The following is a 25,126-nucleotide window of genomic DNA, read 5'->3' as shown; positions in this document are numbered from 1 at the left end:
GAATTCGGCCGGGGGAAACGGCGGTTCACGGCCGTGGACGACGTGTCGCTCACGATCCGGCGAGGGAGACACTCGGCGTTGTGGGGGAGAGCGGCAGCGGCAGGACGACGCTGGGACGGATGCTGGTGGGACTCCTGGAGCCGACGGCCGGCTCGGTCCGTATGAGGGCCGGGAACAGACCGGGGTGAGTCCCGCCGTACAGATGGTCTTCCAGGATCCGGTCTCCTCGCTCAATCCCCGGCGCAGTGTGGGGCGTTCATCGCCGATCCCCTACGCGCCCGTGGCGAACGGGACGAGGGGCGCATTCGGGGGCGCGTACGGGAGCTGCTGGAGCGCGTGGGGCTCGAAGGGGCGCACTACGCCCGCTATCCGCACGAGTTCAGCGGCGGACAGCGTCAGCGCGTCGGCATCGCGCGGGCGCTCGCGGCCGAGCCGCACGCCATCGTGTGCGACGAACCGGTTTCCGCACTCGACGTCACCACCCAGGCCCAAGTGATCGCCCTGCTCGCCGAACCGCAACGGGAACTCGGGCTCGTGCTGGTTTTCGTGGCGCACGACCTCGCCGTCGTACGCCAGGTCAGCGACCGGGTGGCCGTGACGCGGCGCGGGCGGATCGTCGAATACGGACCCGTCGACGAGGTGTACGAATCCCCGCGAGACCCGTACACAAAGCGGCTGCTGGCCGCCGTACCGGTGCTCGATCCGGAGATCGCTGCCCAGCGCCGAACCGCCCGCCGGGCACTGGCCGTGGTCTAGCGAAACGTAACTGCTTGATCCCTTAGCGCGTAGGAACGCGACCTGCGCGGGAAAGTTACGACCGTTCACCCCTTTTGGTGGCGCGATGGACAACCGTCCGTCGCGCGACCGCCATATCCGCATACGTTCGTCCCGCTGCGAGCCGCCGGGTCAACGGCGGCTCCCCATATGGGAGATCGGGGGTGCACACGTGCGCATCGGACTGCTTACGGAGGGTGGCTATCCGTATGTGAGCGGTGACGCCAGGCTCTGGTGCGACCGGCTCGTACGCGGGCTCGGGCAGCACGAGTTCGACATCTATGCGCTCAGCCGTAGCGAGCGCCAGGAGGACGAGGGCTGGATCCAACTGCCACCGCAGGTCAGCCGGGTACGGACGGCCCCGCTGTGGATGGCTGAGGACGACGGCGTGGTGTACGGGCGGCGGGCGCGACGGCGCTTCGCCGAGGCGTACGGGGAGTTGGCCGCCGCCGTGTGCGAGGGGCCGGGAGCGGCCGTTGCCGATGCGGGGACCTCCGTCGGCAGGGGGACTGCTGGTGCTGGTGGCAGGAGGACTACTGGTGACGCGGGGGCTTTTGGCGACACGAGGACTTCTGGCGAGACGGGGGCTTCTGGTGGCCTGGGGGCTTTTGGCGACGCGGGGGCTTCTGCCGGAGTTGAGGCGGACCGTTTCGGCAGTGCGCTGTACGAGCTCGCCGAACTTGCTCGTGACGAGGGCGGTCTGATCGGGGCGCTTCGCTCCGAGAGTGCCGTGCGTGCGTTGGAGCGTGCGTGTCGCGCACCCGGCGCACTCCGAGCCGCGCGCGCCGCACGTGTGCCCGATCTGCTCGCGGTCGCCGCCCACTTCGAGCGGGCACTGCGCCCCTTGTCCCTCGACTGGTACGAGGGCGACGGGCTCGACTCGGTCGACCTGTGCCACGCGACCGCCGGCGGCACGGCGGCCCTGCCCGGCCTCCTTGCGCGGCACTTCTCCGGGGTGCCCCTGCTCGTCACGGAGTACGCCGTGCAGTTGCGGGCGCACTATCTCGCGTCCGCCTCCGTCGGAAACGCCCCCGCCGTGCGGGCGCTGCTCGCCGCGTTCCACGGCAGGCTCACCGGCGAGGTGTACCGCGCGGCCGCTCTCCTCACGCCCGGCAACACGCACGCCCGCCGCTGGCAGGAGCGGTGCGGCGCCGACCGCACCAAACTGCGCACCGTCTACCCCGGCATGGAGGCCTCCCGCTTCGCGGAGGTCGGGGAGAACACGGAGGCCGCCGGGTACGCGGACCCCGACACGCTGGTGTGGGTCGGCCGCATCGAACCCGCCAAGGACCTGATCTCCCTGCTGCACTCCTTCGCGGAGATCCGCAAAGAGGAGCCGAAGACGCGGCTCAGGATCGTCGGAGCGCCCGCCGACGGAGCGGACGGCGCGACCTACCTGGCCCACTGCAAGGCGCTGGCGGCGCAGCTCTTCCCCGACGAGGCGGACGGCGTCCACGCGGTTGGCGACAACCCGGTGTCGTTCGAGGAGATCGGCGGCCCGGAGGTCCCCAGCCTCCCGGAGGCCTACGCCTCCGGAGCGGTGATCGTCCTGTCCAGCGTGGTCGAAGGCTTCCCGATCAGCCTGGTGGAAGCCATGTTCTGCGGTCGCGCCACCGTCTCCACGGATGTGGGCGCGGTCGTCGAGGTCATCGGCGGTACGGGGCTTGTGGTGCCGCCGCGCAATCCGCGGGCGCTCGCCGAGGCGTGCGTGGCGCTGCTGCGCGACCCCGAGCGCCGTGAGCGCCTCGGCGCGGCCGCCCGTGCACGCGCCCTCGAACTGTTCACCGTCGAGCAGAACATCACAGCATTTCACGGCATTTACCTGGAGATCGTCTCGCACTCCCCGGTACGGCGCGTGGTCGTCGACGAGGCGGGAGAGCCGCTCCCCTTCGGTGTCCCGGCGGAGGCCCACGTGCCCGGCCGCTGGACCGAGGCCCGCCTGATGCCCACGGGCCGACCGCGCTGGGCGGCGGGCGCTCCGGTGCGTGCGACGGTTCCCGTCCCCGCCGGGGAGGGCGCGTGATGAACGAACTCGGGGAACTGGACCGTCCGGGGCGGCCGAGCAGCCCCGGCGCCTGGGACGCGCCGTCGGAGGAGTGGCTTGTGACGGGGGTTGGCGACATGGCCGTACGGATTGAGAACGGTGAGCGGGAGTTGGAGGCGGAGTCGGAGGCGGCGTCTGCGTCTGCGTCGGAGGCGACTGAGGGAGGGGTGCGTGGGGCGCACGGGGTTGTGGACGGCGCGGACGCGGGAGCGAGTGGGGTGCGCGAGAGCGCGGGTGGCTTGAGCGAGCTTCTTGATGAGCCTCATGAGGAGACTCGCGAGGCGCTTGAAGGGGCCCGTGATGCCCTTGCGGAGGTTCGCGAGGCGTTTGGCGCGGCGCGCGACGGTGTAGGTGGCGCCGCGCGCAAAGCCGGCAGCAGGCGTGGTGCCGTGGACCCGGTGAAAGCCCTGATACACCGGCACCGGGAGCTCTGCGAACGGGCCGTGGACCCGCTGGAGATCGCGGCGGGCCTTGAGGCACACGGGGTGACCGACCGGACCGCCGCGCGGTTCCGGCACCGGGACGTGTTCTCGCTCGCCGAGGAGTTGTACGCACGCGTGCCCCGCGACGGGGAGTCCACGCAGCGCTCCGCGCCCTCCGGACCTCTGTGGGTGCGCGCCGACTGGGCCGTGCTCGCCCTGCTGCCGGGCGCCCTGTGCGCGGCGGCCGTGACCGGGGTGCGGCTCACCGAGGGGCAGCCGCGCCTGGTGGTCGCCGCGGTCGGCGCCCTCGCCGTGGCGCTCGGCCTGCGCGTCGCCCTCCTCCGCGGCCCCCTGAGCGTCACGCACCACACGACGAGCGGCACCCGTGCGTGGACATGCTGGCTGATCGCGTACGCCCTCCTTGGCGACGGGCTGCTGAGCGCCGGTGTCGAAGGCGGCCCCGACGGCCCGTGGCCCCTGGCCACCGCACCCGTCCTTGCCCTTGCCCTGGCCTGCGCGCCGGCGGCCTGGTGCGCGCACCTCTTCGCCGTACGCGCCCGCCGCAGGCTGACCGCCAGCCGCGGCCTGGAGGAGTTCGCGGCCTCCGTGCGGCCCCTGCTCCTCGGGGTGTTCGGGCTCTTCCTCTGCGCCCTCGGCGGGCTGCTCGCCCTGTGCGGGGCCGCGCTCGACGAGCCTGCCGGGTACGCCGGGGCCGGTGCCCTCGGCGCGCTGCTCCTGCTCGCCCGGCTGCTCGCGGCGCGCGGCTTCACCCACGCCCCGGCCGTCGTCCTCGCCACCGCGGGTGCCGTCGAGGCGACCGCCCTGGCCACCGTCTTCGCGGGCCGCCTCCCCGGCTGCGCGTTCCTGTCGGTACCCGTCGACACGGTCGTCGCCGCCTGGGGCCCGGGCGCCGTCCCTGCCCTGATGTGCGGCGCGGCCACCCTCGTCCTCCTCATCCACTCCACCCGCACGCTGACCCGAGCCTCTGCCCACGCCCTCCCCTGCGGGGCGCCATGACCAGCCGACGGGCCGGTGAGCGCTCTGCCCTGGAGACCGGTACCGGTTCACGGGCAGACCCGAGCCTCGGCTCGCGCGCAGCCCTGAAGGCGGGCTCGGGGGAAGGCCTGTGGACCGGCTCAGGGGCAGCGCCGGCAGAGCCCAAGTCCGCCTTGTGCGCGGAGCCGAGTCCCGGCTCAGGGGTCGACCCGAAGGCCGCCTCGCGCGCAGCCCTGAAGACCGGCGCACCGCAATCGGTGCCGTGTGCCGCGACCCGAAACCTGGCTCACGGTGCGCCCCAGCGCAGTGAGCCGCGCCCGGCGGCCGGGGCTTTTCCCCCGTACCGGGCCCATTGCTCCCGCGGGGCCGACACCGCGGGCCCTCTCCCTGACCCACGGCATCACCCCGAAGGAGAACGCCAGATGATCACCTCCCGAACCGGAGAATCCGCCCCGGGAGCTGCCCGATGAGGGTCCTGCTGATCGGAGCCAACGGATACCTCGGCCGCTTCGTCGCCGACAGACTGCTCGCCGACCCGGCCGTGCAGCTCACCGCACTCGGCCGGGGCGACGACGCCGACGTACGATTCGACCTCGCCTCCGGCAGCCCCGGCGCGCTCACCCGCTTCCTGGACGCGGTGCACCCCGGAGTCGTCATCAACTGCGCGGGCGCCACCCGCGGCGGCGCACGCGAACTCACCCGGCACAACACCGTCGCCGTCGCCACCGTCTGCGAGGCCCTGCGCCGCAGCGGCTGCGGAGCGCGACTCGTGCAGATCGGCTGCGGCGCCGAGTACGGACCGAGTCAGCCCGGCTCCTCCACGGCCGAGGACGCCGTGCCACGCCCGGGTGGCCCGTACGGCGTGAGCAAGCTCGCCGCCACCGAACTCGTCCTCGGGTCGGGCCTGGACGCCGTCGTACTGCGGGTCTTCTCGCCCGCCGGGCCCAGCACCCCGGCAGGCTCCCCGCTGGGCCGCCTCGCCGAGGCCCTGCGCCGCGCCATGCAGTCCGGCGACGGCGAACTCAAGCTCGGCGGACTCGGCGTCCAGCGCGACTTCATCGACGTCCGCGATGTCGCCCGCGCCGTCCACGCCGCCTCGCTCTCCGCCGCCCAGGGCGTCATCAACATCGGCTCCGGCCGCGCCGTACGCCTCCGCGACGCCGCCGCCGTCCTCGCCCGCGTCGCCGGTTACGGCGGCGCGCTGCACGAACTCGACGGCCCTTCCAACCCCATCAGGCCGACCATCGGCCACCCCCGCACCGAACCGGACCATGTGGCCCCGGCCGCCTACCCCTATCCGGACGGCTGCGGCAGCTGGCAGCAGGCCGACGTACGCACCGCACGCGACCGGCTCGGCTGGCGGCCCCGGATCAACCTCGAGGAATCCCTCGCCGACATCTGGATGGAGGCGGCATGCCGTATCTGACCAGCACCGCAACGGGCACCGCGAGCACCGACTTAGGCCTCGGCTTCGGCATCCCCGGCTATGCACACCCCCTTGTGGCTCCCGTGGAATGGAGCGAACTCACCCGCCCCGGCACCCCCTTGCACTGGGTCGTCCTGAACGTGGCCAACGGCCCCGGCAGCCGACCCGACCCGCACTGCCTGGAGGCCGCCGGACGGCTGCGCAACGCGGGCGTCCGGGTGCTCGGGAGCCTGGACAACACATGTGGCGCGCGCACCTTCGGTGAGCTGGTTTCCGACGCGCACCGGTATCTCGACTGGTACCAGGTCGACGGGTTCCTGCTCGACCGCTGCCCCACCGAGCGCGCCGCGCTCCCCGACGTCCGCCGCACGGTCACCACACTCCGCGCGCTCCTCGACGGGGCGCACATCGTGCTGGGCCACGGCAGCCACCCGTACCCCGGATATGCCGAGATCGCCGACCAGTTGGTGACCTTCTCCGGCCCCTGGAGCGACTACCGCTGGTCGCAGGTCGCCGAGTGGACCGCCGACTATCCGCCCGAGCGCTTCTGCCACTTCGTGCATGGCGTACCGCGCGGCCATCTCGACGAGGCGCTGCGCATCGCCCGCTGGCAGGGCGCCTCGACGATCTACTTCACCGACCGCACGGATCGCGGCGGCCGCATTGACCCCTGGGGGAACGTGCCCGGCTACTGGGACGAAATCGTCTCGCGGGTCGGAACGGGTGTCTCGGAATGAAGAAGGGCGTGGCAGTGTTACGGGGAGAGCAACTGTAGTGATTGACCGACCAACGGAGTCCCCGTGTCGCTGCCACCCCTGGTCGAGCCCGCCGGCGAGCTCACCGTAGACGAGGTCCGTAGGTACTCCCGCCACCTGATCATCCCTGACGTGGGCATGGACGGGCAGAAGCGGCTGAAGAACGCCAAGGTGCTCTGTGTGGGCGCCGGCGGCCTCGGATCGCCGGCGCTGATGTACCTGGCCGCCGCGGGCGTGGGCACGCTCGGCATCGTGGAGTTCGACGAGGTCGACGAGTCGAACCTGCAGCGCCAGATCATCCACAGTCAGGCGGACATCGGCCGCTCGAAGGCCCAGTCGGCCCGCGACTCCGTCCTCGGCATCAACCCGTACGTGAACGTGGTCCTTCACGAAGTGCGGCTCGAAGCCGAGAACGTGATGGACATCTTCAGCCAGTACGACCTGATCGTCGACGGCACGGACAACTTCGCGACCCGCTACCTGGTCAACGACGCGGCCGTGCTCCTCAACAAGCCGTACGTGTGGGGCTCGATCTACCGCTTCGACGGCCAGGCGTCCGTCTTCTGGTCCGAGCACGGCCCCTGCTACCGCTGCCTCTACCCGGAGCCCCCGCCCCCCGGCATGGTCCCCTCCTGCGCCGAGGGCGGCGTCCTTGGCGTGCTGTGCGCGTCCATCGGCTCCATCCAGGTCAACGAGGCGATCAAGCTCCTCGCGGGCATCGGCGAGCCGCTGGTCGGCCGCCTGATGATCTACGACGCCCTGGAGATGCAGTACCGCCAGGTCAAGGTCCGCAAGGACCCGGACTGCGCGGTCTGCGGTGAGAACCCGACCGTCACCGAGCTCATCGACTACGAGGCCTTCTGCGGCGTCGTGTCCGAGGAGGCCCAGGAGGCGGCCGCCGGCTCGACGATCACTCCCAAGCAGCTCAAGGAGTGGATCGACGACGGCGAGAACATCGAGATCATCGACGTCCGCGAGATCAACGAGTACGAGATCGTCTCGATCCCCGGCGCCAAGCTGATCCCGAAGAACGAGTTCCTCATGGGCACCGCCCTGGAGACCCTTCCGCAGGACAAGAAGATCGTCCTGCACTGCAAGACGGGTGTCCGCAGTGCGGAAGTCCTCGCCGTCCTGAAGTCCGCGGGTTTCGCGGACGCGGTGCACCTCGGCGGCGGAGTGATCGGCTGGGTCAACCAGATCGAGCCGGACAAGCCGGTGTACTGATCGATGTACTGAGCAGCTGCTCTTCCGATGGCGGGGGTTGTGGGCACCGAGGGTGCCCGGAGCCCCCGCCATCGTCATGAACAGACCTTGCCGTCCTTCGGCACCGTCCCGTTCAGCAGATAGCTGTTCACCGTGGAGTCGACGCAGTCGCTCCCGCTCCCGTACGCCCCATGTCCCTCGCCCTTCCAGGTGAGCTCCACGCCGACACCGCTGCCCAGCTCGTCGGCCATCTTGCGGGCGCCCTCGTACGGCGTCGCCGGGTCCCCGGTGTTGCCCACGACCAGGACGGGCTCGGCTCCCGGCGCGCTGACCTCCGGGTTGTCGAACTGACCGGCCACCGGCCAGTCGTGGCACCAGCCCGCCGTGTCCCAGCCAAGGAAGTCGCCGAAGACGGGCGAGATCTTCTCGAACTCGGCCAGCTGCTTCTTCGTCTCCTCGGGAGTCGGCCGCTGCTTGTCGTCCAAGCACGATATGACCCGTTGTGAATGCGTCGCCGTGCCGTAGTTGCCCGAGGCGTCGCGGTCGTTGTAGCTGTCGGCGAGTGACAGCAGCTCCGAACCGTCTCCGTCCTCGGCCGCGTTCAGAGCGCTGGTCAGTGCCGGCCAGCTCTGCTCGCTGTAGAGCGGCACGACGATCCCGGTCAAGGCCAGCGTCTGGGTGAGCTTGCGTCCGGAAGAGCTCGGCAGCGGACTCGCGTCGATCCGGTCCAGCAGGTCCGTGATCTTCTGGGAGCCCTGCTTGGGGTCCTGGCCTGTGGACGTGAGGTAGTTGTCCAGGGCGCGCTGGAAGCCCAGGGCCTGGTTCTTGGCATGGCCCACGGTGTCGGCGCTCGGGTCGACGACGGCGTCCAACACCAGGCGTCCCACGTTCTTCGGGAACAAGTGGGCGTACACACCGCCGAGTTCGGTGCCGTACGAGATGCCGAAGTAGTGCATCTTCCGGTCGCCGAGGACCTGACGCATCAGGTCCATGTCGCGGGCCGTGTCGGTCGTCGAGACGTGTGACAGCAGCTTGCCGGCGGCCTTCTCGCAGCCCTTGCCGAAGGCGGTGGCGTCCTTGAAGTACGCCGTCTCCTCAGCCGCGTCGTCCGGTGTGGCGTCCACCGACTCGGCGGCCTGGATCTCCTCGTCGCTGCGGCAGCGCACGCCTTCGCTGGCGCCGACCCCGCGCGGGTCCCAGCTCACCAGGTCGTACCGGTCGTGAAGCTGGCCCACAGCACTCTCGTACGCGGGCATCGTGGAGACGCCCGAGCCGCCGGGGCCACCGAAGTTGAACAGGAGAGAGCCGATGCGGTCGCTCTGGTCGCCGCTCGCCTTCGAGCGGATCAGCGCGAGGCCGATCGTCTCGCCGTCCGGCTTCGCGTAGTCCAGCGGCACCTTGAGCGTCGCGCACTGCCAGTCGCTGCCCGGCGCGAGGGAATCCGAAGCGGCCTTGCAACGGCCCCAGTCGAGCTTCTGCGAGGTCAGTGAGGCGGGCAGCCCGGACGGTGTGGCGGAAGAAGGCGCGGCGGCGGACGGGCTGTCGCTGTTCTTTCCCTCGTTCTCGCCGTCATCGGACGAGCCTCCGCTACAGCCGGCCACCAGCAGCGCGGCGGCGGCCGCGGCCGTCCACCGTGCGAATCGCGTCATGAACTTCCCCCCTTGCCCGTGCTCCGCCGGAAGTCGCGGATCACATGCAGGCAATATTAGGCGGCCACGGGCAGCGATCGTCGCGCCCTGTGGATAACCGTTTGACCTGCGGTTTTCTAGGAGCAGACGATTCCCGCCGACGGCACGGTTCCCTCCAGCAGATAGCCGTTCACCGTGTCTTGCACGCACTTGTTCCCGCTGTCGTACGCGCCGTGCCCCTGGCCCTTGTACGTCAGCTCGACACCGACTCCCTTGCCCAGCGCGTCCACCATCTTCTTCGCCCCCTCGTACGGCGTCGCCGGGTCGCCGGTGTTTCCGACGACGAGGATCGGCGCCGCACCGGCAGCGCTCACGTCAGGGTGGTCGGCGGCGCCCCCCACTGCCCAGTCGGTGCAGCTGACCATGCCCCAGGCCAGATAGTCGCCGAACAACGGCGAAGCGGCGCGGAACTCCGGAAGCTTCGACTCCACATATTCGGAGGTGTAGCGCGGCTTGTCGTCCGCGCAGTTGACGGAGATGTTCGCCGCCGTGATGTTGCTGTACTGCCCGTTCTGGTTGCGCCCGTTCATCGAGTCCGACAGCAGCATCAGCACCTTGCCGTCACCGTCGTACGCCTGCTCCAGACCTTCCGTCAGGTACTCCCAGAAGTCCTTGGAGTACAGGGCCTGCGCGATGCCGTTGGTCGCGGCGGTCTGAGTGAGCTGACGCGGGAAGACGCCGGCGATCGGCTTGCTGTCGAGGTCCGCGAGGAGCTTCGCGATGCGGTCCTTGACGTCCTGCGCGGTGTCGCCGATCGGGCAGTCCTCGGTCTTCGAGGTGCAGTCCTCGGCGAAGTTGTCGAGCGCGAGCTGGAAGCCCTCCGCCTGCCCCAGCGAGCCCTGCTCCGCGTTCTGTGTCGGGTCGACGACCGCGTCGAACACCGCCCGTCCCACGTTCTTGGGGAACAAGTGTGCGTAGACCCCGCCGAGTTCGGTGCCGTACGAAATGCCGAAGTAGTGCAGCTTGTCATCGCCGAGAACCTGGCGCATCAGATCCATGTCCCGGGCCGCGTCGGTGGTGCGCAGGTGCGGGAGGGTCTTGCCCGAGTTCTTCTCGCAGGCCGCGTTGAAGCTCTTGGTGTCCTCCAGCAGTTTCTCCCGCTCGGCGCTGTCGTCCGGCGTGGCGTCCTGCTGGAAGTACTCGTCGAGCTGGTCGTCGCTCTCGCATTTCACGCCGGCACTGCGGCCGACCCCGCGCGGGTCGAAGCTCACCAGGTCGTAGCGAGTGCGCAGCTTCGCGTAGTCCTCGCCGAAGGCGGGCAGTGTGGTGACGCCGGAGCCGCCGGGGCCCCCGAAGTTGAAGACGAGCGAGCCGACGCGCTTGCTCTGGTCGCCGCTGGTCGTCGCCCGGATCAGCGCGAGCCCGATCGTGTCGCCCTTGGGCACGGCCCAGTCGAGGGGCGCCTTCAAGGTGGCGCACTGCCACTGCGTACCGCCCGGAAGAGGCGAGGGAGCATCCCCGCCACCCTCGGACTCGGACGGCGCCGGGCAGTCCTTCCAGCTCAGCTTCTGGGCCGTCAGATCCTCGTCCTTGGAGTCGTCGCCGCAGCCCGTCATCAAGGACGACAACAGGACGGCGGTGACGGTCAGGGCGGCGGCGCGCAGCTGGGGAGGGTTCGGCATGCTCCCCATCCTGCGGTCGTGCGGGGCGGGGCGCTCGGGGCGCGAGCCGTGTGGGTGAGGACGCGCTGTGTCGCGTACGAGGTGGCCCGTATGGTGCGGCGTGTCGCGTACGAGGTGGCCCGTACGTGCGGCGTGTCGCGTACGAGACGGCCCGTACGTGCGGCGTGTCGCGTACGAGACGGCCCGGACGTGCGGCGTGTCGCGTACGAGACGGCCCGGACGTGCGGCGTGTCGCGTACGAGACGGCCCGGACGCTGCGGCGTGTCACGTACGAGACGGATTGGCGTGTCCGTGGTTAGAGCGCGCCCTTGCGCGTCAGGTGGTTGAAGAACAGCCACCCCGGCAGCACCGGAATCCACAGCGTCAGCAACCGGTACAGGAGCACGGCGGGTGCTGCGACCTCCTTCGGGAGGCCGACGGCGATCAGACCGACCGTGAGGGTCGCTTCGACCGCGCCGACGCCACCGGGGGTCGGCGCCGCCGAGCCGAGCGCGTTACCGGCGAGGAAGACGACGGCGACGCTGGCGAGGCTGAGGGTGTGGGTCTCCTCGTGGCCGAATGCACGGATCGACGCGTCCAGGCACATCACGAAGCAGGCGGTGAGCAGGAGCATGCCGCCGATGCCGGTGATCAGCTTCTGCGGCCGCTGTAGCACGTCGAGCATGCGCGGGATGACGCCCGCGAACAGCGACCTCACGCGCGTGGAGACGAATTTGCGCAGGAACGGCACCGATGTCACCACGAGGACCAGTACGGCGACGGTGAGCAGACCGGCGATGACCGTGCGGGACGGCGACAGGGAGGGTGTCTTCTCGGTGCCGGTCAGGTAGCCGAAGGAGAGCAGCATCAGGATGTGGCAGCCGAGTCCGAACAGCTGCGACGCGCCGACGCTGGCCACCGCGAGCCCCGGCCGCACTCCGGCGCGCTGCAGGAATCGTGTGTTCAGGGCCACACCGCCGACCGCGGCGGGGGCCACGATCTTCACGAACGAGCCTGCCACCTGTGCCGCCACGGCGCGCAGGAACGGAACGCGCTCGGGCACGAAGCCGAGCAGACTCATCGCCGCCGCGAAGTAGCTCAGCGCCGAGAACAGCACCGCCGCGGCGACCCAGCCCCATTCGGCGCTGTCGAAGAGGGTGCCGAACTCGATATGGGTGAGCTGGGTCAGCAGGAAGTAGGCGCCGATAGCGCCGGCGATGAAACTGAGCAGGGTGCGCGGCCGAACACGCTCCAGGCGGACGGGTTCGACCGGTGCCTGCGGCCTGATCAGCAGCACCTGGTGGCGGATCTGGGTGAGCAGATCCTCCTCGCGCGCCTCGTCCAGCGCATCGTCGATCGCCCGCTTCTCGGCCCGCTGCTCCGCCCGTACGGCCTTCTTGTCCGGCTTTTCCAGTACGGATGCGGTGTCTTCCTTGGCTTCCTCGGCGCGGGCGAGCCTGTCCAGCCGGGAGGCCTCCAGAACCGCTTCACGCTCGCGCTGGGCGCGCTCCCGGGCGAGTTTGCGCAGCGTCGCGCGCGTGGCGCGCGTCAGCGCGATGGGCTGGAGCATCGGCAGACAGTCGGCGACCGAGTCCGGACCGAGTACGCCGACCGCAGAGGCCACCGCGCGCTCGGCGCCCACGCGAAGCCCCATGGTGGTGACCAGCTGGGCGATGTCCACGCGCAGCAACAGGTCACCGGCGGCGATCTCGCCGCCGCGCAGATCGGTGAGGATCACCGTGCCGGAACGATCCACCAGAATCGCGTCTCCCGCGAGCCTGCGATGCGCGATGCGCCGGGACTGCAGTGCCTGCACCTGATGCCAGGTGTCGCGCAGGAGGTCGTCGGTGATGAACTCGTCGGGCAGTGAGTCGAGGGTGCGGCCACCGGTGTGCTCGTAGACGAGCATCACGGCGTCCGGGCCGAGTTCGGAGGTCGCGATCAGCTTGGGCGCGTTGGCTCCGGCCGCGATGGCCGCGTACGCGAGAAGGGCCTCCTGTTCGAGGGCCTGGCGCAGGGACTGGAGGCTGCGGCGGGTGGTGATGCCGCGCAACGTGAGCCGTCGCCATACGCGGTAGAAGAAGCCCTGTGCCTGCTGCTCGCGGTCGACCACCGTGACGTCCAGTGGTGGGCCGTCCTCCAGGGTGACGAAGTAGCGTCGGCCGCGGTCGCCGTTCTCCGTGGCGACCTCATGGGCCTCCTCGCGGGCCGCCGTCACCGGATGGAAGCCGACGTGCCGCAGTCCCGCCATCAGCGTCCGCCCGGTGGGCCGTACGTTCGGCGAGCCGACCGCGTACAGCGTCCCGTACGCGACAGTCCAGCCGATCAGCACTGTCAGGATGATCGAGAACGGCGTCGTATAGCCGGTGACCAGCATCGAGAAGGCGTCGAGGAGCAGCACCACCCACAGCACCGCGCGCCAGCGGGGTCGACGGGACATGCCGACGGCCGTCATGTACGCGATGACTGGCGCGAGATAGCCGTGCACCGGGTCGGTGAGGGCGTGGATGTCGCCCGGTGAGGGCTGGGTGAGCGCTTCCTGGATGGAGTTCGGGGCGGCTTTCGCGACCCACAGGTCGGTGGCGAGTGTCACTCCGTGCGCGAGGACCGCGGCGAGGACGCCGTCGGCGATCCGCAGCCCGTCCCGTTTGATCAGCCGTTCGATCGCGAATGCGACCGGTACCAGGAGGATCGCGATGCTCGATGCCAGACCTGCGATCTTGATCAGTAGATCGGGTGCCTGGCCCGTGCCCTTGTTGATGTCCTGTTCGAGTCCGGATGTGGTGCCGTGTGCGAACGCGGCGATGGCGAGCAGCAGGACGATCGCGAGGAACCCGACCAGGAGGCGCATCAGATCGGACGGACGGTGCACGCGCGCGGGGAGCAGCGGTTCGTCGCCCTCGACCTCGTCGTTGTGGACTTCGTCCACGCAGTCGGCGTCCCGCTCGACCTGCTTCTTCTCGTCGTCGTACGTCTTTTTGAATGTCTTGGGGGCGAGATCGTCGTCCGGCTTGGTAAGGGGCTCGGCGTGCGATGTGGCACTGGGCGCTTTGTCAGCCTTGGGGGTGGACTCGGTGATCTGCTCGCCCGTCTCCTTCTCGTCGGCTTCGCCGGAGTCCGGGCGCGACGAAGCCGCGGAGGTGCCCTCCGCGTTTTCGGGGTGCACGCCCTGCTGCCTCATGGACTCTTCTTGATCTCGTATCACCGGTCACCGCCCGCACGATGGTGGCATGCCCCACCGACACACGGGGGCATCAGGGTGCAAATGCGGGGGCGCACAGTCTGCCCCACGCGCTGCCTCGGAGCGAGGAATACGCACAGTCTTCACCACGTCACATTGTCGGTGGGGTGGTGCAGGATGGGGCGGATGAGCGAGGAGAGCCTTCCGGCGGACGACCTGCCGGAGTACGCGGAGCAGGTCCTTGAGGTCGCCGAGCTGATCCCGCCCGGGCGCGTGATGACGTACGGGGATGTCGCCGAGTGGCTGGAGGACGGCGGGCCGCGCCAGGTGGGCCGCGTGATGGCCCTCTACGGGGGAGCGGTTGCGTGGTGGCGTGTCATACGCGCGGACGGTGTGCTGCTCCCGGGCCACGAACTCGAGGCGCTGGCCCACTATCGCGTCGAGGGGACTCCGCTGAAGGAGGCGGGCAGGGCGTCCGAAGGGCACCTGCCGCGCGTCGACATGAGACGGGCGCGGTGGGACGGCGGCGAACGCGCGGAGAGTCACACCTGACAGCTTCCGGTATCGGACGGGCGGAGGGGGAACCTGTGGCCCGTACGGGGGAAGCGAGGCACATCCGTGACATGCCGTACGTTCGAGGAACGGGGGACGCACGGGGCCTGCGAGAAGAAGGGGAAGGCCTCCTTCCACAGTGCTCACCGGCGTAGCGTCGTCGACGCGGATCCCTCTCACCCCGCGGCCACCGCCCCGAACGCGCGGCAGTCCACCCATCACTCGCCCGATCACCACCCCCGTCACGACGGCGTTCAGCGCCGACCGTGACGATCCCCAGCACAACCACCAGGACCGGCGAACCACGTGAGCTCCACTTCCTCCATCAGGCGCCTGTCGCACCCCAACGTGCGACAGGGGACCCGCGGCGCGTACCGACTGGTTCGTACCCCGCCGGTCCGAGTGGATCCCCCTCGTCTGGACGCAGGACAGCGCTCCGTGGTTGACCACAAGGGCGGCCCACTCCTCGTTCTCGCAGGTCCGGGTACTGGAAAGACGACCACGCTGGTCGAGTCCGTGGCCGCCCGGATCGCACAGGGCTGCGATCCGGAACGGGTTCTGGTGCTGACCTTCAGCAGGAAGGCCGCCGTAGAGCTGCGCGACCGCATGGCGCTGCGCATAGGCGCCGCGCGCGCCCCACAGGCGACCACCTTCCACTCCTTCTGCTACGCCCTTGTCCGCGCCCACCAGGACAGCGACCTGTTCGTGGAACCCCTCCGGCTGCTGTCGGGTCCCGAACAGGACGTGGCGGTGCGCGAGCTGCTCGCGGGCCAGCCCGACCTGGAGCGCCTCGGTCTCGCGCATGTGCGCTGGCCGGACGATCTGCGTGCCTGCCTGACCACCCGAGGCTTCGCCGACGAGGTCCGCGCGGTCCTGGCCCGCAGCCGTGAGCTCGGCCTGAGCCCCGATGCCCTGAACGCCTTCGCCGCCCGCATCGGCCGGCCCGACTGGGGCGCCGCCGCGGCCTTCCTCGCCGAGTACCTCGACGTTCTCGACATGCAAGGAGTGCTCGACTACGCGGAACTCGTCCACCGCGCGGTGCTGCTCGCCGGACGCCCCGGTGTCGCCGAACGCCTGGCCGCGCGGTACGACGCCGTCTACGTCGACGAGTACCAGGACACCGACCCGGCGCAGGTACGACTGCTGCGGGCCCTCGCAGGCAGTGGCCGTACCCTCGTCGCCTTCGGCGACCCCGACCAGTCCATTTACACCTTCCGGGGCGCCGACGTGAACGGCATCCTGGACTTCCCCGACGCCTTCCCGCGCGCGGACGGCCGCCCGGCGCCGGTCGAGGTTCTCAGGACGTCCCGCCGCTCGGGCGCCGTCCTGCTGACCGCCACCCGCCTGGTCACCCAGCGCATGCCGCTGACCCGCCTTCCGGCGGAGAAGGTGCGGGCCCACCGCGAGCTGTCCCCGGTACGGGACGGCGGCCGGATCGAGGTCTACACGTACCCGACGTCCGGCACGGAGCTGGACAACATCGCCGACATCGTCCGCCGCGCCCACCTGGAGGACGGCGTCCCCTGGAGCGAGATGGCCGTCCTGGTGCGCGCCGGCTCCCGCACGATCCCGACGATCCGACGTGCGCTCACCGCGGCCGGGGTGCCGCTCGACATCGACGGCGACGATCTGCCGCTGCGGCACGAGCCGGCGGTCGCGCCGCTGCTGACAGCGCTGCGGGCGGTGGCGCGGGCGGAGCTGGGTACGGATACCGACTCCGGCGCCGACATCGACGTACCCGAGGTGGACGCTGCGGGGGACCTGCCTGGGCAGGAACACGCATCCGCGGAGGAAGCCGAGAGCGCCGACTCCCGGGAGTCCCATGAGGCCGATGAGCCCCATGAGGTGGCTGTATCGGCCGTACCGGCCGAGCCGGAGCCGGAGACGCCGGAGACCCCCTGGCTCGACGCCGAAACCGCCCTCACCCTGCTCGCCTCGCCCCTCGCGAGCATGGACACCGCCGACCTGCGGCGCCTGGGCCGCGCACTGCGCGAGGAGGAGCGCGCGGCCGGCAACCACGTACCGCCGCCCTCCGACGAACTGCTGGCCCGCGCGCTGGCCGAGCCGGAGCGGCTCGTCGCGCACGACCCTGCGTACGCCCGCGGCGCCCAGCGCCTGGGTGCGCTGCTGCGGAAGGCGCGGGAGCGCCTCGCGGGCGGTGGGACGGCCGAGGAGGCGCTCTGGGACCTGTGGGAGGGCACGCCGTGGCCGCAGCGCCTGGAGCGGGCTGCCCGGCGTGGCGGCGCGGCCGGGCGCAACGCCGACCGCGACCTCGACGCCGTGTGCGCGCTGTTCGCGACCGCGACCCGCGCCGAGGAGCGCACCGGCGGTCGTGGCACCCTCAACTTCCTGGCGGAGATCGAGGCCCAGGACATCGCCGCCGACACGCTCACCCGTAGGGCTGTACGTCCCGACGCCGTGCGTCTGATGACCGCGCACCGCTCCAAGGGCCTGGAGTGGCGCCTTGTTGTCGTCGCGGGCGTCCAGGAGGGGCTGTGGCCGGACCTGCGCCGCCGCGGGTCCCTGCTGGAGGCCGACCGCATCGGACGCGACGGCCTGGCCGAACCCCTCACGCCCGGAGCGCTCCTCTCCGAAGAGCGCCGATTGTTCTACGTGGCCGCCACGCGCGCGCGTGAACGCCTCGTCGTCACCGCGGTGAAGGCCCCCGCCGACGACGGCGACCAGCCCTCCCGCTTCCTCACCGAACTCGGCGTCGAGCCCAAGGACGTCACCGGCCGCCCGCGCCGCCCGCTGTCCGTCGCGGCGCTGGTCGCCGAACTGCGCGCCACGACCGTGGATCCGCGAGTCTCGGACACCCTCAGGCAGGCCGCGGCCCACCGCCTGGCCAAGCTCGCCGCGCTCGGCGACGAGGACGGCCGACCTCTGGTGCCGTCCGCACACCCCTACCGCTGGTGGGGTCTGTACGAGCCGACCGAGAGCAAGATTCCGCTGCGCAACCGCGACCAGCCCGTCGTGCTCTCCGGAAGCGCTCTCGACCAGCTCGCCAACACCTGCGCCCTGCAGTGGTTCCTGGGGCGCGAGGTGAAGGCCGACGCGCCCGCGACCGCAGCCCAGGGCTTCGGCAACGTGGTGCACGTCCTCGCCGACGAGGTCGCCTCCGGACGCACCCCGGCCGACCTGACCGTCCTCATGGAGCGCCTCGACTCGGTGTGGAACGCGCTCGCCTTCGACGCGCCGTGGAAGTCCGCGCAGGAGAAGGAGCACGCGCGCGTGGCGCTCGAACGCTTCCTGAAGTGGCACGTGATGGACCGCACCGGACGTACGCCGGTGGCCAGTGAGCACGACTTCGACGTGACTCTCGAAGCGGGCGACTACGAAGTACGCATCCGCGGCTCCATGGACCGCGTCGAGGCGGACGCCGAAGGTCGCGCCTATGTGGTCGACTTCAAGACCGGCAAGCAGGCGCCGAGCGCCGCCGAGGTGGCGCACCACCCGCAACTCGCCGTCTACCAGCTCGCCATCAGCGAGGGCGCGGCCGACGACGCCTTCGACGGCGTAAGGCCCGAGCCCGGCGGCGCCGAACTCGTCCAGTTGCGCCAGGGTGCCGCCAAGAAGAACGGTGGTGAGACCCTCCCCAAGGTGCAGGCCCAGGAGCCCCTGGAGGGCGAGTGGGTCGGCGATCTGCTCGCCACCGCTGCGGGCAAGGTCCTCGACGAGCGGTTCTCGCCCACGACCGGTCAGCACTGCACGCACTGCGCGTTCCGGGCGTCGTGCAGCGCGCGGCCCGAAGGGCGGCAGGTGGTCGAGTGACGCGTGTGCCGCTCCGTGACGTGTGCGCAGTTCCGTGATCCGTGGGTAGTTCTGTGACCTGTGCGTGCTGAGTGGTGCGGGCGCGGTCGAGTGGTGCGACGTGCGTGACGTATCGCACCACCCGCGCTGACCAGCGCATCCTTCGGCCCCGCAGCCGATGTGGCCCGCGCTGTCAGTGCGCGCCGCTAGCCTCTCTGACGTGCCAGCCCGTATCACCGACCCCGAGCAGCTCAACGAGCTCTTGGGCATCCCGTTCACCCCGGAGCAGACGGCCTGCATCACCGCACCGCCCGCCCCGCAGGTGATCGTGGCCGGAGCCGGTTCGGGCAAGACCACGGTGATGGCGGCACGCGTGGTGTGGCTGGTCGGCACCGGACAGGTCGCCCCCGAGCAGGTCCTCGGCCTGACGTTCACCAACAAGGCGGCCGGTGAACTCGCCGAGCGCGTCCGCAAGGCGCTGATCAAGGCAGGCGTCACCGACCCGGACGCGATCGACCCGGACAACCCGCCGGGCGAGCCGGTCATCTCCACGTACCACGCCTTCGCGGGCCGCCTGCTGACCGACCACGGCCTGCGCATCGGACTCGAACCGACATCGCGCCTCCTCGCCGACGCCACCCGCTACCAGCTCGCCGCCCGCGTGCTGCGTGAGGCACCGGGACCGTACCCGGCGCTCACCCGCTCCTTCCCGGACCTGGTCGGCGACCTCCTCACGCTCGACTCCGAACTCGCCGAACACCTTGTACGCCCCGAGGACCTACGCAGGTACGACGCCGAACTGCTGCGATCCCTGGAGGGTGCCAAACTCACCAACGCCGACCTCCGCAAGGTCCCCGACGCGGCGGCGGCCCGGCGCGAACTGGCCGAGCTGGTGGGCCGCTACCGGGCGGCCAAACGCGAACGCGATCTCCTCGACTTCGGCGACCAGATCGCCCTGTCGGCCACCCTGGCCCGCACCCGCCCCGAGGTCGGAACCATCCTGCGCGACGAGTTCCGCGTGGTCCTGCTGGACGAGTACCAGGACACCTCCGTGGCCCAGCGCGTCCTGCTCGCCGGGCTCTTCGGCGGCGGCACCGGTCACCCGGTGACCGCGGTCGGCGACCCCTGCCAGGCGATCTACGGCTGGCGCGGCGCCTCCGTCGCCAACCTCGACGACTTCCCCGAGCACTTCGCACACCCCGACGGCCGCCTCGCGACCCGCCAGGCACTCAGCGAGAACCGCCGCAGCGGGGGGCGCCTCCTGGACCTCGCCAACGGCCTCGCCGAGCCCCTGCGCGCCATGCACGCGGGCGTGGAGGCACTCCGCCCCGCCCCCGGAGCCGAGCGCGACGGCCTGGTCCGTTGCGCGCTGCTGCGGACCCACGCCGAGGAGATCGACTGGCTCGCCGACTCCATCGCCCATCTCGTACGCACCGGAAAGGCGCCCGGCGAGATCGCGGTGCTGTGCCGTACGGCGACCGACTTCGCCGAGATCCAGGGCGCGCTCGTCGCCCGCGACATCCCCGTGGAGGTGGTGGGCCTCTCCGGGCTGCTGCACCTCCCCGAGGTCGCCGACCTCGTCGCCGTCTGCGAAGTCCTCCAGGACCCCGGCGCCAACGCCTCCCTCGTACGCCTGCTCACCGGCCCGCGCTGGCGCATCGGACCGCGCGACCTGGCCCTCCTGGGGAGGCGCGCCCGCCATCTCGTGACCCACACGCGCGTGGGCGCCGACGACGACCCGGACCGCCGGCTCGCCGCGGCAGTCGAGGGGGTCGACCCGGCCGAGGTGATATCGCTCGCGGACGCGCTCGACACGTTCCTGGAGATGCCCATCGAGGCCCAAGGGGACGACGACGGACTGCCCTTCTCGCCGGACGCGCGCGTGCGCTTCGCGCGGCTCGCCGCCGAACTGCGCGATCTGCGCCGCTCGCTGGCCGACCCACTGATGGACGTCCTGCACCGGGTGCTCGCCGTCACCGGCCTGGAGGTCGAACTCTCCGCGTCCCCGCACGCGCTGGCCGCCCGGCGACGCGAGACGCTGTCGAACTTCCTGGACGTCGCCGCGTCCTTCGCCGCGGGCGACGGAGAGGCGACCCTGCTGGCCTTCCTGGGCTTCCTGCGGACGGCCGCGCAGTACGAGAAAGGCCTCGACAACGCCCTCCCGGGTGGCGAGAACACCGTCAAGGTGCTCACCGCGCACAAGTCCAAGGGCCTGGAGTGGGACGTCGTCGTGGTCCCCGGCCTGGTCACCGGCACCTTCCCCAGCACCCAGGGGCGCGAGAAATGGACCGCCCAGGGCAAGGTCCTGCCGCACGAGCTGCGTGGAGACGCCGACACCCTGCCCGACATCGAAGCGTGGGACGCCAAGGGCATCAAGGCCTTCCACGAGGCGATGAAGGAGCACCAGCACACCGAGGAACTCCGCCTCGGCTACGTCACCTTCACCCGCCCCCGCTCACTCCTGATCGGCTCCGGCCACTGGTGGGGGCCCTCCCAGAAGAAGCCGCGCGGCCCTTCGGACTTCCTGTGCGCCCTGTACGAGCACTGCGCGGCCGGACACGGAGACATCGAGGTCTGGGCGGACGAACCCGCCGAGGACGACGAGAACCCCGCCCTTCACGAGGCGTCCGCCGACCACGCCTGGCCGCTTCCGCTCGATGACGCGGCGCTCGTACGCCGCCGCGCGGCCGCGGAGACCGTACTCGCCCACCTGGAGCGGGTCGCGTCCCACCAGGAGGCCCATCCAGGGGCCGCCCACGCCTCGTCCCCCTCCCCTTCGACCCAGTTCCCGGCTTCGGCTCCGTCCTCGTACGAGGACCCTGAGTGGCCGCCTCCACCCGAGGACGACGAACCGCCGGACCCCCGGGAGGACGACGGCTCCGAGTGGGACTCCTGGACGGCTGACCGCCCGAAGGTTCCGCACCAGGCACTGGCCCCCGAGGCTCGTCCTCACCCCGAGGACCCGGAGCGTCTCACCCTCGAGGAATCCCGCACGCTCGCCTCCTGGGACCGCGACCTGGACGCGCTCACAGGAGAGCTCCTGCGCGCCCGCGCGGGCGTCACGGACGTACCCCTGCCGTCGTCGCTCACCGCGTCGCAGGTGCTGCGCCTTGCCGCCGACCCGGACGGCTTCGCGCAGGAGCTGGCCCGCCCCATGCCGCGCCCCCCGCAGCCCGCCGCGCGCCGCGGCACCCGCTTCCACGCGTGGGTGGAGTCCCGCTTCGAGGAGCTGCGGCTGCCCATGCTGGAGCCGGATGAGTTGCCCGGCAGCGAGGCCGAGATCGCCGACGAGCGCGACCTGGAGGCTCTCAAGGACGCCTTCGAACGCACCCCGTACGCACACCGCACTCCCTACCGCGTCGAGGTTCCCTTCCAGCTCGCCATCGCGGGCCGCGTGGTGCGCGGCCGTATCGACGCGGTCTACAGGGAGGCCGAAAACAACGGTGACGGCATCGGCGCGGCCGGCAGGGAGGGCGGCGACGGCGGCACGACGTACGAGATCGTGGACTGGAAGACCAACCGCAGTCGCACCGCGGACCCCCTCCAGCTCGCGCTCTACCGCCTGGCCTGGGCAGAACAGCAGGGCGTGCCTCTGGAGGCGGTCAAGGCGGCGTTCCTGTACGTCCGCAGCGGAGAGGTAGTACGACCGGACGGCCTTCCGGACCGGGCCGCACTGGAGCGGCTGCTCATGGAGGGCCCACAGGAAGAGGCATCCGGGGAACCACCGGACGAACACGCCTCTGTGGGCGGATAGGCTCGTGGTCATGAGCAAGCCCGTTGACAACGCCGTCAGCACCGTGCGTACGTACATCCAGAACCACCGCGCCGCCTTCCTCGACGACCTCGCCGAATGGCTGCGCATCCCCTCGGTGTCGGCTCAGCCCGACCACGCCGCGGACGTACGGCGCAGCGCCGACTGGCTTGCCGCCAAGCTTCGGGAGACCGGCTTTCCCGCCGTCGAGGTCTGGGCCACGGACGGCGCCCCGGCCGTCTTCGCCGAATGGCCCTCCGAGGACCCGGAAGCCCCTACCGTCCTGGTCTACGGCCACCACGACGTGCAGCCCGCCGCCATCGAGGACGGCTGGGACACAGAGCCCTTCGAGCCGGTGATCCGCGGAAACCGCCTCCACGCGCGCGGGGCGGCCGATGACAAGGGCCAGGTGTTCTTCCACACACTCGGCGTCCGCGCCCACCTCGCCGCCACCGGGCGCACCGCTCCCGCCGTCCACCTCAAGCTCCTCATCGAGGGCGAGGAGGAATCCGGCTCCCCGCACTTCCGTGAACTCGTCGAGGCGAACGCGGAGCGGCTCGTGGCCGACGCCGTGATCGTCTCCGACACCGGTATGTGGTCCGAGGACACCCCCACGGTGTGCACCGGCATGCGCGGCCTCGCCGAGTGCGAGATCGCGCTGTACGGGCCCGACCAGGACATCCACTCCGGATCCTTCGGCGGCGCCGTGCCCAACCCGGCCACCGCCGTCGCACGCCTCGTCGCCGCCCTGCACGACGAGCATGCGCGCGTGGCCGTACCGGGCTTCTACGAAGGCATCACCGAGCTGACCGACCGTGAGCGCGAGCTCTTCGCCGAGCTGCCCTTCGACGAGGCCGAGTGGCTGCGCACCGCCAGGTCGACGGCCTCCTACGGAGAGGCCGGACACACCACTTTGGAGCGCGTCTGGGCCCGTCCGACCGCCGAGGTCAACGGCATCGGCGGCGGCTACCAGGGCCCCGGCAGCAAGACGGTCATCCCGTCCTCGGCGATGGTGAAGCTCTCCTTCAGGCTGGTCGCGGGACAGGAGCCCGACCACATCGAGAAGGCCGTACGCGCGTGGGCCGCCGAACAGGTACCCGCGGGCATCCGGCACGAGATCACGTTCGGGGCGGCCACCCGCCCCTGCCTGACGCCCCTGGACCACCCCGCTCTGCAGTCCGTCGTACGCGCCATGAGCCGCGCCTTCGAGCAGCCCGTCCGCTTCACCCGTGAGGGCGGCTCGGGGCCCGCGGCCGACCTCCAGGAAGTCCTCGGCGCCCCGGTGCTCTTCCTGGGTATCTCCGTCCCGTCCGACGGCTGGCACGCCCCCAACGAGAAGGTCGAACTGGACCTCCTCCTGAAGGGCGTCGAAACAACTGCCTACCTGTGGGGCGATCTGGCCGAGAACTGGCGCGAGGCACACTGAATAGGCATCCCCGAAGAAGGCGATCAACGCCCTGAACAGCCCCCTCCACACCCGCCCTGCTGAACCGTCCGTCGAAATATCCGTTACACCGGGGGAGTTGGAAGCACCCGTGACCACCTGGACCAATCACACCGCCGACCGTCCCATCTCGCTCACCGTCCCGAACGGCATCGACCGGGCCGCCCACCACCGGCTCGACGAGGCCTGGCTCGCCGCGGCGTGGAGCCACCCCACCACCCGCGCCTTCGTGGTCTCCGGCGGCCAGGTCCTGATCGACGAGAGGGCGGACGGCACCACCGAACTGGTGATGACCCCCTCCTTCGAGGCGCCGCTCACCGAGGCACACCGCTACTTCCTGGGCACCGACGACGACGGTGTGAGCTATTTCGCACTCCAGAAGGACGCCCTCCCCGGCCGCATCGACCAGTCGGCGCGCTCGGCGGGCCTTCGCGAGGCGGGACTCCTGCTGTCTCCCCGCGACGCGGGCCTCATGGTGCACGCGGTCGCCCTGGAGAACTGGCAGCGGCTCCACCGCTTCTGCTCACGCTGCGGCGAACGCACCGTCATCGCGGCAGCCGGCCACATCCGCCGCTGCCCGGCCTGCGGCGCCGAGCACTACCCGCGCACCGACCCGGCCGTGATCATGGCGGTCACGGACGACGAGGACCGCATCCTGCTCGGCCGCCAGGTGCACTGGCCCGAGGGCCGCTTCTCGACACTCGCCGGCTTCGTCGAGCCCGGTGAGTCCATCGAGCAGTCGGTGCGCCGCGAGGTCTTCGAGGAGGCCGGTATCACGGTCGGTGAGGTCGAGTACGTCGCCAGCCAGCCCTGGCCGTTCCCCTCCAGCCTCATGCTGGGCTTCATGGCCCGCGCCCAGTCGTCCGAGATCAACGTCGATGGCGAGGAGATCGAAGAGGCCCGCTGGTTCTCCCGCGAAGACCTGCGGGCCGCCTTCGAGTCCGGGGAGGTACTGCCCCCCTACGGGATCTCGATTGCGGCCCGGCTGATCGAGCTCTGGTACGGCAAGCCCCTGCCGACCCGGGGATCAGCCACCTGACACCGACCGGACGGTCGGCGGCCCGGCGTGCGGTGCACGTCCGACGCGGGCGCCGGCCGACTGAGGCCGACCACACGCCGATCTTCTGCCTGACCTGCGCCAGCGACGGGTTCGTCAACGTCGTACCGTCCGGGAAGCGGACGGTACGAACCGTCTGGGGTTCCTGGCTCTCAGGTAGCGAGGGCGGCCTTCACCTGGGCAAGGCTCGGGTTGGTCATGATCGACTCATTGCCCGAGGGGGCAACAATCAAGACCGTGGGAACCGTCTGGTTTCCGCCGTTCGCCTTCTCCACGAACGCCGCGGACTGCGGGTCCTGCTCGATGTTGATCTCTTCGTACGTGATGCCCTCGCGGTCCATCTGGCTCTTCAGCCGACGGCAGTAGCCGCACCACGTGGTGCTGTACATCGTCACAGTGCCCGGCATGTCGATTGCGCTCCTTTACGGCGTCGGGGTACGTGCTCGCGTCTGGGGAACGTACGCGACACGGCCGCCATTCCT

14 protein-coding genes and 1 pseudogene are annotated in these 25,126 nt (G+C 70.9%); 11 read left to right on the top strand and 4 right to left on the bottom strand.

What is annotated here, in order from left to right; all coding sequences use genetic code 11:
* The 6 genes and pseudogenes from ACIPC1_RS08230 to moeZ all read left to right on the top strand — a co-directional run.
* A pseudogene (locus ACIPC1_RS08230) lies at positions 1-756 on the top strand (ATP-binding cassette domain-containing protein); the annotation flags it as partial.
* Positions 757-946: 190 nt separating this feature from the next.
* A complete protein-coding gene (locus ACIPC1_RS08225) occupies positions 947-2,797 on the top strand; it encodes a DUF3492 domain-containing protein (RefSeq protein WP_402514386.1) in 1,851 nt (616 codons plus the stop codon).
* On the top strand, positions 2,797-4,257 hold the full coding sequence (locus ACIPC1_RS08220) for a hypothetical protein (RefSeq protein ID WP_402514383.1): 1,461 nt from the start codon (positions 2,797-2,799) through the stop codon (positions 4,255-4,257). The genes ACIPC1_RS08225 and ACIPC1_RS08220 overlap by 1 nt, the downstream gene beginning before the upstream one ends.
* Positions 4,258-4,702: 445 nt before the next feature.
* On the top strand, positions 4,703-5,662 hold the full coding sequence (locus ACIPC1_RS08215) for an NAD-dependent epimerase/dehydratase family protein (protein ID WP_402514382.1): 960 nt from the start codon (positions 4,703-4,705) through the stop codon (positions 5,660-5,662).
* Entirely contained in the window at positions 5,650-6,399 is a 750-nt protein-coding gene (locus tag ACIPC1_RS08210) for a spherulation-specific family 4 protein (protein ID WP_402514379.1), read from the top strand. Before ACIPC1_RS08215 ends, ACIPC1_RS08210 begins: the two co-directional genes overlap by 13 nt.
* Positions 6,400-6,462: 63 nt before the next feature.
* Complete coding sequence (gene moeZ, locus ACIPC1_RS08205; RefSeq protein ID WP_384382683.1) at positions 6,463-7,641, top strand: adenylyltransferase/sulfurtransferase MoeZ; 1,179 nt, start codon at positions 6,463-6,465, stop codon at positions 7,639-7,641.
* A gap of 74 nt (positions 7,642-7,715) precedes the next feature.
* Here moeZ and ACIPC1_RS08200 read toward each other — a convergent pair whose 3' ends face one another.
* From ACIPC1_RS08200 to ACIPC1_RS08190, 3 genes are all read right to left on the bottom strand, one after another.
* Positions 7,716-9,269: an alpha/beta hydrolase gene (locus ACIPC1_RS08200; protein WP_402514376.1), complete on the bottom strand. Its 1,554-nt coding sequence runs from the start codon at positions 9,267-9,269 to the stop codon at positions 7,716-7,718.
* A gap of 116 nt (positions 9,270-9,385) precedes the next feature.
* Positions 9,386-10,930, bottom strand: coding sequence for an alpha/beta hydrolase (locus tag ACIPC1_RS08195; protein WP_402514374.1), 1,545 nt, complete (start codon positions 10,928-10,930; stop codon positions 9,386-9,388).
* 295 nt (positions 10,931-11,225) lie between these two features.
* Positions 11,226-14,090, bottom strand: a complete 2,865-nt coding sequence (locus tag ACIPC1_RS08190; RefSeq protein ID WP_402514373.1) for a lysylphosphatidylglycerol synthase domain-containing protein — start codon at positions 14,088-14,090, stop codon at positions 11,226-11,228.
* 186 nt (positions 14,091-14,276) lie between these two features.
* On the opposite strand from ACIPC1_RS08190, the gene ACIPC1_RS08185 reads away from it, so the two are divergent.
* From ACIPC1_RS08185 to nudC, 5 genes are all read left to right on the top strand, one after another.
* Positions 14,277-14,642: an MGMT family protein gene (locus ACIPC1_RS08185; RefSeq protein ID WP_402514372.1), complete on the top strand. Its 366-nt coding sequence runs from the start codon at positions 14,277-14,279 to the stop codon at positions 14,640-14,642.
* A 306-nt stretch (positions 14,643-14,948) separates the two neighbouring features.
* Positions 14,949-18,413, top strand: a complete 3,465-nt coding sequence (locus ACIPC1_RS08180; RefSeq protein WP_402514370.1) for an ATP-dependent helicase — start codon at positions 14,949-14,951, stop codon at positions 18,411-18,413.
* Positions 18,414-18,612: 199 nt separating this feature from the next.
* Positions 18,613-22,146: a UvrD-helicase domain-containing protein gene (locus tag ACIPC1_RS08175; protein ID WP_402514368.1), complete on the top strand. Its 3,534-nt coding sequence runs from the start codon at positions 18,613-18,615 to the stop codon at positions 22,144-22,146.
* Positions 22,147-22,156: 10 nt separating this feature from the next.
* Positions 22,157-23,569 (top strand): dipeptidase, encoded by a 1,413-nt coding sequence (locus ACIPC1_RS08170; protein WP_402514367.1) that lies wholly within the window; start codon positions 22,157-22,159, stop codon positions 23,567-23,569.
* 109 nt (positions 23,570-23,678) lie between these two features.
* A complete protein-coding gene (nudC, locus tag ACIPC1_RS08165; RefSeq protein WP_402514365.1) occupies positions 23,679-24,626 on the top strand; it encodes an NAD(+) diphosphatase in 948 nt (315 codons plus the stop codon).
* A gap of 170 nt (positions 24,627-24,796) precedes the next feature.
* On the opposite strand, the gene ACIPC1_RS08160 is transcribed toward nudC, so the two are convergent.
* Positions 24,797-25,051, bottom strand: coding sequence for a mycoredoxin (locus ACIPC1_RS08160; RefSeq protein ID WP_384382674.1), 255 nt, complete (start codon positions 25,049-25,051; stop codon positions 24,797-24,799).
* Between the last annotated feature and the right edge of the window lie 75 nt (positions 25,052-25,126).

The organism is Streptomyces sp. NPDC087263, from assembly GCF_044744645.1.
Taxonomy (GTDB): domain Bacteria; phylum Actinomycetota; class Actinomycetes; order Streptomycetales; family Streptomycetaceae; genus Streptomyces.
Note: the sequence above shows the minus strand (reverse complement) of the source record. Positions and strands in the feature narration are given on the sequence as shown.